Source organism: Pelagicoccus albus (assembly GCF_014230145.1).
Lineage (GTDB): Bacteria > Verrucomicrobiota > Verrucomicrobiia > Opitutales > Opitutaceae > Pelagicoccus > Pelagicoccus albus.
This window is the reverse complement of record NZ_JACHVC010000008.1, coordinates 17,631-30,571: the sequence shown is the minus strand read 5'-3', so window position 1 is coordinate 30,571 and position 12,941 is coordinate 17,631. Positions and strand designations below refer to the sequence as shown.

At 50.7% G+C, this 12,941-nt stretch carries 6 protein-coding genes; 2 read left to right on the top strand and 4 right to left on the bottom strand.

Annotation, left to right across the window (positions count from 1 at the left end; genetic code table 11):
* Positions 1–178: 178 nt before the first annotated feature.
* The 4 genes from H5P27_RS08675 to H5P27_RS08660 all read right to left on the bottom strand — a co-directional run bounded on the left by H5P27_RS08675 (position 179) and on the right by H5P27_RS08660 (position 9,251).
* Positions 179–1,453 (bottom strand): glycoside hydrolase family 28 protein, encoded by a 1,275-nt coding sequence (locus H5P27_RS08675; protein WP_185660011.1) that lies wholly within the window; start codon positions 1,451–1,453, stop codon positions 179–181.
* A gap of 25 nt (positions 1,454–1,478) precedes the next feature.
* Positions 1,479–2,294: an alpha/beta hydrolase gene (locus H5P27_RS08670; RefSeq protein ID WP_185660010.1), complete on the bottom strand. Its 816-nt coding sequence runs from the start codon at positions 2,292–2,294 to the stop codon at positions 1,479–1,481.
* Between the two features lie 167 nt (positions 2,295–2,461).
* On the bottom strand, positions 2,462–5,476 hold the full coding sequence (locus tag H5P27_RS08665; protein ID WP_185660009.1) for a glycoside hydrolase family 2 TIM barrel-domain containing protein: 3,015 nt from the start codon (positions 5,474–5,476) through the stop codon (positions 2,462–2,464).
* 82 nt (positions 5,477–5,558) lie between these two features.
* The gene (locus tag H5P27_RS08660) at positions 5,559–9,251 is read right to left on the bottom strand and encodes a TonB-dependent receptor plug domain-containing protein (protein WP_185660008.1); all 3,693 of its coding nucleotides are present in this window, start codon (positions 9,249–9,251) and stop codon (positions 5,559–5,561) included.
* 718 nt (positions 9,252–9,969) lie between these two features.
* On the opposite strand from H5P27_RS08660, the gene H5P27_RS08655 reads away from it, so the two are divergent.
* Together H5P27_RS08655 and H5P27_RS08650 are read left to right on the top strand one after the other, a co-directional pair.
* Complete coding sequence (locus tag H5P27_RS08655; RefSeq protein ID WP_185660007.1) at positions 9,970–11,142, top strand: substrate-binding domain-containing protein; 1,173 nt, start codon at positions 9,970–9,972, stop codon at positions 11,140–11,142.
* Positions 11,143–11,239: 97 nt separating this feature from the next.
* Complete coding sequence (locus H5P27_RS08650; protein ID WP_185660006.1) at positions 11,240–12,934, top strand: putative Ig domain-containing protein; 1,695 nt, start codon at positions 11,240–11,242, stop codon at positions 12,932–12,934.
* Positions 12,935–12,941 lie beyond the last annotated feature (7 nt).

The window sequence follows — 12,941 nt, the reverse complement described above, 5'->3', positions numbered from 1 at the left end:
TAAGTCTCAGTCTAACTTTTCCGTCGATCAATCCACACAGATAATGAGAAGCCTATCCTCGTTGATCTTCAAAAAACTGATGTCGACTACGGAGCCCCATTTCGTACTCTAGAAACATTTCTTTTTCTGCTTCCTTGGAAATGTAGGCGACGAGTATTCCATCGGATGATAGCTTTCGTCACAGCACACCAATCTCAACTCCATTCACGACAACATCCTGCAGCTCCAAACTCAGGACCCTATCCGAAACCTTGAAAAAGTCTTTTTTCGCTTCCACATCAACCTGACTCAATGAGATCGGACCGAAGCGGGTCATGGTATTACCTTCGATGATTCCAAGATTCTCAATCGATCCAGTCACGTTGCTCACTTCGATATTTCCCACGTAAGAGATGGGCTCGCCCTCGCCCTTCAGATCGAAGTACTGGGTCCACTTCTTTATCTCGAAGATTTCGGCTCCGTCCGAATTCATCCGTATTGAGTCGAAGACTACATTTTCGTAAAGCTGAGGAGTATCCGGGCGCAGCTTGAGTCGAACCAGCGGCATTGCTCCATTGACTTCGCAATTCTCGACCCGCACGTCGCGAACTACCGTTGCTTCGCTACCGAAGACAACCGCGCCATGCCCGCGCCTAAAGTTACAGTCGCGAATTGTCACTCGCTCCACCGCCGGACTGGCTTCATCGCCAAGAGCATAAGGCCCCTTGCTCCCTTTCATCGCCACACAGTCATCGGTGACCGAAAAGTAGCAGCCGACAATTTCGACATCCTGGCAACTATCGACATCTACACCATCCGAGCTCGGCGCTTGCCGGTAGTCATCGGGCACCACGAAACGTGCGTCTTTAATTAAGACGTCTTGGCAATTGTACAGGTGGAGATTCCAATACTGCGAATCCTTGAAGGTAACGCCTTCAACAAGCACGTCTCGCGAATTCTCGATGATAGCCAAACGGGCTCGCGGCACACTCAGATTCTTAAATCCTTTCTTGTCCTCGGAAGCGTTAAACCGGGCCCAGAAGATATCCCACACCGCGCGTCCGTTACCATCAATCGTACCAGTGCCCGTAATTGAAAACCCATCACACCCGTCGGCATTGATAAGCGCAGGATTAAACGATTCTTCGAAGTGGCCCTCGATCCGCGTACGACGTTCAGGGAAATGCTGCATATCAGTCGACGCTTTCAGAACGGCACCCTCGTCTAGGTAAAGATCAACTCCTGGACGAAAGTCCAAAGCCCCGCTCATGAAGATACCTTCCGGCACAATAATCGTGCCGCCTTCTTCCGCAGCCAGATCGTCGATCAAAGACTGGATGGAAGTAGTGTTCATCGTCACCCCGTCTCCGACTGCGCCGAATTCCGTTATCTCAAGCCGCTTCTCTTTCGCAGAAAGAGCACTGACAAATATCAACGCGGCAAAAGAGATTCTCTTACTATTCAACTTAAACATAAATATTCTCTCCGAAACTGATCGCTTATTTTTCTAGCAATTTATCGATCACGTAATTCTCCATACTATCGTAGGTGGTGAGCTTTGAGTTTGGGTAATAGAAGTCGCACTCCACACCTACCACTCGCAGCTTCTCATAAAGTAGCACACCGAAGTTCGCAGAATGCGTAGGATCCTTCTGCCTCGCGCCAAAACCTGGCTCGTACTTGTAGTAGAGGTAGATAGGCGGATCACCGGCGGAGGCGTATTCAATTGGAGAATATTTTTGTATCCACTCATCTACTTCATCTCTGCGCTCGTAGAAGACCGCGAACAACTCATCCCGTTCTCCTTTTTCCAGCGAATAGTCGAATCCAAAGGCGTGCCCGCCGTACCAAGCGTTCGGACTCATTTCTCGAGTGACTACCGGATCGAGCGTGGTCTGCACCCCGTCCAAGGCTAAACAATACAAGTTCGTGGAGTAATGCTCGATTCGATCCTCTGCATCGTGATCGGCTAAATCATCCTGCAAGCCGACCCAAAGCAGTGAACAGGCTCCAGCCGAACCTCCCATTCCCGCAATGCGGTCTGGGTTGATATTCCACTCATCCGCCTTCGAACGGAGAAATTGCAAAGCGCGAACCGTATCATCCATCGGCCACTTTACCGGAGGGAAGACGCTAGCTTCCTTCGCATGGGAAACGTATCGATAATTTATGGACACGATCGATATCCCGGCTTCGAGGATGCGATTGGTATCCCATTTGTTGACCTTCGACTTATCGCCATCCATCCAGCCTCCGCCATGGAGGTAAAACACGACTGGAGCGGCCCCTTCGCTCTCCGCCTGATAAAAATCCATAACCTGCCTTGGATGATCGCCATAAGGCACATCGCTCAACGTCGGGGTCGGAGCTGGGGCATCAGATGACGGAGCACCATCACCGTACGCAACAGCGGATACCAGAACCGACAAGCCAGCCGTCGTCCCGAACAGCCTACGAATAATTCTCGAGGACCAGACTAACATCATTGGTCGTAGCTATGATAAAAGGGTTGGTAGATTGATTCGGAGCGTCCCGGCTCGCCGATTAGTTCGATCAAAGCTCTCGGCCACGCTTCGCTGAATAGTGAAAGACTGAACACACCGGAAAACGACTTGATCTCTGCTGATTCGAGAAGCGTCTCTGCTCGACCGATCTTATTGCCCAAACCGGAGATCATGGCGTTGTGCTTTAGCAACGTCTGCTCGCCGGTGATTTCAACTGCGATGTCGCTAGCGGTTTCCGGGACAAGAGCAATGCCCTCCCCTTTCTCGTTTGCCAAGACAGCTAGCTCCGTCGCACGACGATTCCCTTGAAACCAAAGATCAGCCAGATTGAGCTGAAAAATCCCGAATCCATTAAGTCGATCTTTGCCAGGGTAACCTGCGTATGGCCCTTGACCGATCCAATTGAACTCGTCGAGCTCTTCAGGGGCGACAAACGACAGGCCGACTTCGCTCAAGGGACCTTTAGCGCCCTCGAAAGTGTATTCATATCCCAACGACATTGGACCCGAGTCGGGAACCGTGAGAACAAAGCCTCCACGAATCGCTTGCTCCGGGGAACCGGGGCGTTCGAAGCGTCCACCTACCGACAATTCGATTTGCGAGTCGGTTCGCTTCAGTGTCACCTCAGTATCACTAGAATCGGTCAGGATAGTCTCTCGCCAAGTTTCGGTTTCCCTCGCGTTGAAATGTTCGGAGAGCGTTAAGCGACGCCCGACGTGCGGATAAATCCCGTCGACGAGGACCTCGCCGTCTACTCCATAGATCTGCACCGCTCCACTCGTACGATCAGCCACAAGCTTCCAGTCGGGATGAACGATCGCAATTTCCTGCTCTGTTTCCGAGACCTCAATTGAAGCTGCTGAAGGAAGAACAGATTTTGGATCAAAACCCGTAACGGATTTTCCGATACGCAACGAACGCTCGGAAATCTGCCAACGACTATCGTCGACGAAACGTACTTTCAAGTAGGCAACACGGTTCTCAGTCTCACTGAGCGCCTCAACAGGAATCGCCACTGTCTCGCGCTCCCGTGCTTTCGCGCTTAGGTCGACCACACCTTCCTCCACCGCGGCACCGTTGGCCATCAGCGACCAAATCATCTCGATGCCACGCAAAGATCGGAAATCGAAGCGGTTCTCGACAGTCAGCTCTAGACCATGCTTACCAGTATCCAGCTCGAGCGACTCCTCCAATATCTGCACCGGCGCATAAACGCTTCGCGTCTGCCAAAAATCGGTCTGCGGCGATCGATCCGTGTAAACGATGCCGTCTTGCCCGAAAGAATCATGATTATCGTAATAATGGTTCGCATCGAGCCAGGCTTCGCGGGTCGGCTTGCTGCGGTCCACCGGCGTATCACTCTTCCGCAAAATGCCTTGGTCCATCAGGTGCCAAATCGCTCCGCCAGCAAAATGTGGCGTGCGACGGATAACATCCCACTGATACTGAATGCGTCCCGTCGCCAACCCAAGGGCGTGAGCGTACTCGGTCAATATGACCGGCCGCTTCAACAAATCCACATACTCCAGCAAGCGAGAGTTTAGCGGATAATGGGTCGCGTAAATGTCGACGAACTCCGGCAACTTCTCCCAATCATCGTCAAATTGATAAGGCGACATAGGGAAACAGATCGGACGCGTTGGATCTATCTCCTTTACTCGCTCACCTGTTTGCAGCAAGAGATCGGTAACCAGATTCTCATTACCGACCGCCCAGATAATGACGGATGCGTGATTCTTATCGCGGCGCAGCAACGCCTCCGCTCTTGCCATCATCGAATCGAGATAGGCCGGATCCGCTTGATGCTCCTCACCTCTTCCAATCGCGACCTCGTCCATCACATAAAAACCTAGCTCATCGCAAAGTTCGATAAAGCGAGGGTGCGGTGGATAGTGGGAGGTGCGGACAAAGTTCATGTTGGCAGCCTTCATTATCTCGAGGTCCTTACGCATACCCTCTTCCGTTACCGCACGCCCAGTCGTCGGCTCAAGGTCGTGACGGTTGGCTCCTCGCAGCTCCACCGGCTTCCCGTTCACGAGCAGAATCTTATTTTCGATCGAGACCTCCCTCAGCCCCACCCGTTTTTCAAAGGTTTGCAGAATCGCCCCCGATTCGTCCCTCAAACGCAGTCTCAATTTATAAAGCGACGGAGTCTCGGCGGTCCAAAGCATCGGGTCCTCTACTACGATGGATCGATGATACCGAACACCCTCATCTTCATCTCCTTCTTCTTCTCCACTCTCCCCAAATCCAAAGACCGCCGCCACATCACCCTGCGGCGTAAAAAGCTCACCGCTTATTTCCGCTCCGGCCCGGTTCACCTCAACACTAACCGAGACACCGACCGATCCGTCATCCCAAAGCTTTGAAACAAAGGTGAAGTCCGTCAGGTGCGTTTCTGGTATCGTAAAAATAGATACTTCCCGAAAAATCCCGGAAAGCCACCAATCATCATTGTTATCAAATTCCCAAGCCAACGGCTTGGTTTCCACCTTCATCGCGATCAGATGCTCGCCATTTGGGCGGCTCGCGAGAGCGTCAGAGATATCGAAAGTGTGCGGGGTATAAGCTCCAGAAGTAGAAGAGCCGATTTTCTGTCCGTTTACATAAAGATCGAAGCCAAACGCCACTCCATCGAATCGGATCAAGGTGCGGCCCTCATTTTTCCAGTTCTGCGGCAGTCGAAGCGTTTTCCGGTAATAGCCCGTCCGGTCGGGAGGATTTTTGCCATAGTGCGGCTCCACAAAGCCTTCCATCTCCCAGTTGGCTGGCACCTTGATTTGCGACCAGCTCGAATCATCGAACTCCGCCTCAAAAAAATCACCATCCCATTCCGCCTCGAGAGCTTCGATGACGGCAAAGTTCCAATGCCCATTTAGCAGGTGAATATCTCCTCCTTCGGGAACAGCATAAAAACCATCACCTTGAAGCGGTATAACCAGCGATAACCAAACGACAAGCATGGCGGGAAGGACGAGCACCTTTTTTAACATAAATAAACCGAGATTCGTAATACGAAAAGAGCGCCCCAGCGGTGAAGCTGGGACGCGTATATCAGGTAGGATTAATATATCTCTACATATTGAGTGAAAGAGAGAGCACAAATCGTCTTGGCTCAATAATACGGAAAGCGTGAGGCGAACCATCCTTATTAACACCGACAGTTTGCAAACCGCCACCTTCGAAGGCATTTACCACATTCAACTGAACCTTCATGTCGGCCTTTCCGTCCCAGATTGGGAACGCATAGGCTGCCCAGAAGTCGTAGTACGTTTGCGCCGGAGTGAAGATCGGTCGAGTAGTATCCGTCAGGTCGAGGTATCCCTCGTCACGCGATGGATCACCACTGGACTTACCATAGTAGCCAATGGATTTTTTATCAATCCAACGAAGGCTTCCACCAAAGGAGGTACCACCAAACTTACCATCAACAACCTTGTAGTTGGATATTAGAGACGCTTGGTACTTTGGCTGGTTTGTGATTACTTGACCAGACAGGTCAAGGGCAACCGCCTCCTGTGGCGTCACGATGTTGTTGAAGTAACCTTCAATTGATGTATTTCCGTTTTCGTCAGTAATACGAGCCGCACTAGTGTAACCATAACTGTTCCAGAAGTTAGTGAGATTAACTTCGGTGCCACCCTCGGTAACGTAAGTTGCGAGGTCCTGATACTCAGGCAACAGATAGTCTGAAGCCTTAGCATTGAGGAACTGAGGCATACGAACTTCCTTCCACTCTAAATATTCGTTAAGAACATCGTCGTATATCGTTTCCTGCTTCGAACCGGTAACCTTGATCGTCCAATTCTTCATCGGATTGTAGGTTAGCTGCAGTTCAGTTCCTTCCGCTGAAACACTACGCGTACCCATGATACTACCTGGGAGATCGGCGTAGTAATCATAAGGAAGCCCCCAGATCAATTCAGATTCCCGTTCGAGACGTTCCTCTTGCTCTGTAGTCAACTCCGCATTAAACTCGTCGTTAATGCGAGGATCAAGCCCCCAATTGATCTTCGTAATCACGTTAGCCCAAGCACGGAACTGGTTCTGATCGATTTGCCCGATGAAGCGGGACCCAGCCGCTCCAGCACTTACATGCTGATTAGCGTTGCTCGATTGATAATAGTTTACGCGAGCAAACAACTTTCGGTCGAAAAGAGAAAACTGTACTCCGATATCCTTACCGTCTCCGCCTGGCTTCGGCAACAGACGACCGAAGAAATCGACGTTCACTGAGCTCTGGGGATCGAATGTTTCGGATACATTATAAGTAAACCCAAGATCATCGAGAAACTGATGAAACAAACTGCCTTCCTTAGCCCTACTTTTGATGCCGTCCCAATTGCTGAATGGACGGAAAACTACACCTGTGGTTGTGGTTTCGTCAGATATATTGGTCCAAGGGCGGAAACGGGTCTGAGCCATTTCAGGGAGAAAGTCTCCGCCGCTATAATAATCGACCGTCTCTAATGCAGGCTCGATCACGTTACCTTCGAAATCAAGGATGGCACCTTTCGTCGCCGACCTGTTACCTGCTTGGTCACTACGGACACCATATGTCGCAACAATGCGTCCGTCCCAAAGATGGCTTGTGCCACCGAAGTTCCACGAGTCGATTTCGGTTTCAGATGCGCCTGTACCTGCTTCATACGCCTTAAATCGGCCAACGTAATTTACGTCCTGCCACTCCTTCGCTTCCCAGTTATAGACTGACATCGGAGCAGAGAACTTGTCACTACGGTCTTGACCACTGCTAACCAGAGCGCGGCCGTAGTCAGCTACGTCCAAGTTTGGAGGCGATAGGTAAAACGAGCGACGGGAGAACGATCCACGGTTACGGAAACCAGTTGGAGTTCCATCCGCGTTGTCATTTGGGTTTGGGAGGAAACGGATCATACCTGACTGAGGCTCTTCACTCTCGTAGTCAAAGTGTGTACGCATGCGGACAGTCTTACGCACTTCAAACTCGCGCGATCCATAAGCTACAAACTGGTGCTTACCGAGCCACTTCGTCCAGTTGTCGTTACCTGTGAAATCCGGTGTATAGGCGAGTATTCCGCGATATTGGTCATTTGTTATATCACGATAGAAACGGTCCGGATCTTGGTCCTCCATGTAAACTGCACCGGCATACGGGTTTACAGTTCCATCAGGCAGATGAGAATTTGTGTCAACGTAGAGAGTCGCCACGTTCAGCTGTGAAACCGTAAAACTTGAGTAGGAGTCAAACTCCTGACGGAACCAACCTGCGGAGAAGTGGAGGTTCTCGGTCAACTTTTGCTCGAACTCAATGTTGTAAGTCTGGGCGTCTTCCTCACCCCAGTTCATCTCGAGCAAGTTCAGGTTTTCCCAATCATAGATCGATCTGTCAGTAACACCTGGATACGCGTATCCACCGATACCGTTGCCGTTGCCGGACCACAAAGCCGATGAGGTCCAGATCTGATCGTAGACTGGAGCTGTGATCGGATCGCCGCGAAGATCAGCATTCTGTTGGCCTAGGTTCTGGTTGGCAGTTGGATCCTCTTCGGTGCCCCAACCGAAACGGTAACGCCCTGGCTGAGCTTGGAACCAGTTCACGATCTGACCATCAGCGAATTGCATCGTTGGACGGCTGTTGGAACGGTTGATCCCCGGCATGTAGAAAGGAGATTCGTCATCACGGTAAGGATCACCGTATATGCGAACGCCATCGTAGGACGTTTGATCATCATTCCAGAGACTCGCATCGTAGCCTGGCTGGCTCATGACGAAGTCACGTGCAGCATCCATATTGATAGACTGCGTGCTACGTGTGATAGGCCCAACGACCTTACCTGTAGTCAGACTGGTGATCGTGCGATCGACAGGGTTGTACATCGGCATCCCAGCGTCGCGCCACTCTGTGACCACGTCTCGTGGAGTGAGTGAATTCGGACGGCTCGCGGCACGGCTCATATTTTCCATACTCGCCGTCAACTTCGCACCCTTGTAAGGCTTGTAGGTGAACGTGCCGTAGTAACGTTCCGCATCATCATAGGATGGCTTCCGAGCAAACTCCTTGTTCTCTTGGAGAGCCGCTACAAAGAAGCCGAGCTTATCATCGATCAAAACCTTGTTTGCCGAAAGGCTGAAACGGGTCGATCCAAGATCGTCGATCTTCATCTTTACGCCATACGCGTCTTCGGAGAGTGCTGCACTTGAGCGACTCTGATTAACGACACCCGCTGGGGTACCGATTCCGAACAGCATCGAGTTTGGCCCACGGCTAATCTCGACCGACTGAACGTTATACGTATCGAGAGGGATCTGGGAGATGGAGCGATAGAAGTTAATCGACGAATCAGGAGCACCGAGACCACGAACCGTATTAGCGGTGGCGTTGGTTTGCGGAATGCCGGTGCCACCATTTGCGAATCCGGCATTTACGTCTACCACACCATCACCACGCATGGACATAACCCCTGGGGTGTAGGTAGATGATCCCTCCGTACTCGCTTCATATCTGAACAAGTCATTCAGGTCGGTCGATGCAGTGTCATCCATCTGCGATTTCGTGACGACCGTGATCGAAGCACCGATGTCAGCCAAGTTTGTATTGAGACGAGAACCGGCAAGTGTGTTAGTCGCACGATAGCCGAAGTCATCTTCTGAGGATTTTACTTCGAAAGGAGAAAGCTCGAATACGTCTTCCTCTTCCGACTCCTCTTGGCCGTACAGGCCAGAGGCGACGAAACAAGACAACGCGGAATACGCGATTATCTTGTGGGGTATTTTCAGTTTTTTCATTGTATCTCTATTTGTATTAGCAGGTTGAAAGAAAGAGCCGTTTCTGGTTCTCGATACGCTCCCGACGTTTCCACAACGCTAACCCAAAGCGGCCTTTCGCTACCCAACGAAAGGCCGCCAGTGAGAAATCTGCTAGGACATCAAATACTACCCACCTAACAGAAATAGAAAATTCGGGATTATATGAAACAAGGAGAAGCATAAACTAGTATCCCGATATCCGATACACTTCCCAAAGAGCCTATAGCCAATATCAGAAAGAAATGGGGACCTAGTGGGTAGAGTCGAAACAAGGGGGATGATCGAACGCTACGCCACCAGACTACTTGTTCCACAATATCCAAGTGTGTTTTGACGTCCATCGGGTGATTTTTGGCGAAACGTCATCAACTAAATCTGCCGCTATATATAGGCTGCAGAGGACGGACAGGATAATATAATAATAGCATTCAACAAAAGCCACCAATCGGAGAATACGTGCAGAGACCAACCGAACGGGACCGAAGAACAACAACCGTATCCAATTTCTCTATTCATTACCGGCAACGAATGCTACTCCCCCAGAACGGATAACGACAAACGAACCACAACATTATTTAACGGGTTAAACCACCAAATGATCGCTTCTCACCAAGCAAATCGACATGAGTACTTATGTCAGACAGCTCAAGAAGTCCGACTTTCACTACTGAAAATAGCAGCCTCATCCCCCCTCGCTATGATCGATACCCTAGATAAACTACCCCCTAGCAAAAACTCAAAACCCAACCATCCCCAACAAAAACGCCCGCGAATCCTCCTCGCCATGTACTGGTGGGAAGAGCGCGTCTTCGATGGCGTCGCACGCTATGCGGCCGAACGCGATTGGATCATTGATAGCCGAATGCGGTGGAACCACTCCGAGGAGTATCTGGCGAACTGGCGAGGAGATGGAATCATCGCCAACCCCGGATTCACAGCGCCTCTAAAATCCTTGGTGTCCCGCATAAAGGAGTCGAGAATCCCTACCGTAGGGCTGCAAGCGTTCGGCGAATACGAGAGCTTAGCAAAAGTAGTGGTCGACCACGAAGCGGTGGGTCGCGAGGGAGCCCGTCATTTGATTTCCAGAGAATTTCGTACACTCGCATTTGTAAAGTGCGCAGAAAACCATCTGGAAAAAGCAAGATGCGAAGGCTTTAGGAAAGCAGCAGCGGAGGCCGGACTAAGCTCCCTCGAAATAAACGTAGAGTCTCTCAGAAATGTCCTTCTGACACTTGAAAAGCCCATCGGGCTTATGGCAACCAACGACACAAACGCGATCGAAGTCATGCGGATCTGCTCCGAGATGGGGCTCTCCATACCTAATGAAGTTGCGATAGTCGGAGCGGATGACACAAAGATCTATTGCGAACACGCCGAAGTCCCACTCACCAGCGTGCGATGCAACTTTGAAGAACAGGGCTACCGGGCTGCCGAGATACTCGACTCACTGCTGTGCAACAATCCAATTCACCAAAGCCACATAAAGGTAAGCACAAAAGGCGTCTCAGCCAGGGCCTCTACCGACACGCTCGGAGTTCAAGATGAGATCGCTCGAAAAACCCTCGTTCTTATCCGCCAAAGGTTCCGCGAAAATCTGAAGATAAGGGAAGTTGCCGAAATGGTTGGCCTCTCCTCTAGGAGGCTGCAGATCTCTTTCCGGGACAGCCTTGGTTTCACTATGTCAGACGAGCTCGTCCGCCTCCGAATCAACCATGCCAAGTTCCTGTTGGAAGCTACTGATGAAAAAATCGATTCCATCGCTTACGATTGCGGTTTCTCAAACCGGCACCACTTCATTAGAACCTTCGCCCGAGAATTGAACATGACCCCTACAAAGTATCGTACAAAAATCAGCGAAGACGCGGCATAACTTAGGCATTCCAATTCGCAAAGTCGCTTAGGCGAACCAAAAGGCGGACTCCCTGAGCCCGCCTTTACATTTACGATGTTTCTCCCTCACAGATAAAATGATAAAGTTACCAATCCTCTCGATTGCTACTTCTACAGCGCTAATGACTCTACTCTCAGCGAGTCCCGACAATCAACTGATGACAACCGACATTGTTCCTGTTTCTGGATACGATTTTAGAATCCGCGGCAAAGAAATATTGACCCCGACTCCTGGCGAATCGCCGCAAATCACCGGAGCATCGATTTTCGGTGTTCGCCCCAGAAAACCAGTCTACTTCAGAGTCACCTCTACGGGAAAAAAGCCGATCACTTTCACGGCCCACGGCCTACCAGATGGGTTGTCAATAGACGCTGCTAGCGGCTGGATAACAGGACGAGCTCCGCAAAAGAAAGGATCCTACCTCATCGATCTGAGAGCCTCAAATGAGTCTGGGCAATCGACTCGCCAACTTGAGCTGCGAATCGGCGATACCATTTGCCTGACCCCTCCCATGGGATGGAATAGCTGGTACGTCCAATCCGAGGGGGTTAGCGATACCGCCATCCGCGAGATTTCACTGGCGATGAACGAAAAAGGTCTCGGCGACCATGGTTGGACTTACGTAAACATCGACGACTGTTGGAGTGGTCTGCGAAATACGGAAACAAAGACGATCGAGCCAAATTCAAAATTTCCCGACATGAAGGGACTCGCAGAGTACGTTAACGATCAGGGGTTCAAGCTTGGCATCTATTCCACCACGTGGATGTCTACTTACGCTGGATACGTCGGCGGATCCGCTCCAAATGAAGAAGGTGACTACTCGGAGTTCTTTTTGCCCGAGGAGGAAAGAGAAAATCCGCATCAAGTTTTTGGCCGCTACCCGAATGGTATCCGGAAAAACCTAGCAAAAGTTGGGCCGGCCTGGTTCGTGGATCGCGATGCTCAGCAATTCGCGGATTGGGGAATAGACTATGTCAAGTATGACTGGAAAGAATGGACGCTTGAAAAGACTGAAAAAGGGTATTGGCCAAGCGACGACAAGCCACAGCATAAGACAAAAGAGTCAGGTATCATCCAGCGCTTCTACAACGATTTTCAATCTCTCGACAGAGATATCGTAATTAGCCTATCGCCCAACCACGACGAGCATGAAGACACCTTCATGCCCGAGTACAGCAACCTCTGGCGCCTCACAGGAGACATAGAAGCGGAATGGCATCGAATCATCGCTCCCTTCGAAATGGAAGACCGCCTCGCCCTAACCCGCCCCGGAGCATATGGAGACTTAGACATGTTGCAAATCGGACCGCTTGGAAAGCCAAACAGAGCAGAAGTTGTATTCAAACCTTCACCACTAACCGCCAACGAGCAGTACTTTCAAGTAACGCTTTGGAGCATCCTAACTCAACCACTTCTCCTCTCCTGCGACATATCGACCATGGATGACTTCGATTTGAACCTAGTCACCAACGACGAAGTACTCGCAGTCAATCAAGACCCACTCTGCTCCCAAGGATACCGTATTGCTAGCGAAGCAGGCAGTTGGGAAATATGGGCAAAAGACCTCATTGATGGCTCCAAAGCGGTTGCCCTCTTCAACCTATCTGACAAGGAAGCAACACTATCCTTAACCGCAGAACAACTCGGTATCCGAGGAACAATACGCGACCTCTGGCGCCAGGAGAACCTTAGCGAACTGACTGACACCTTCTCGGCCCTGATAAGTCCACACGGAGTCGCCTTTCTAAAAGTAACTCCACAAGAATAAGGAATCC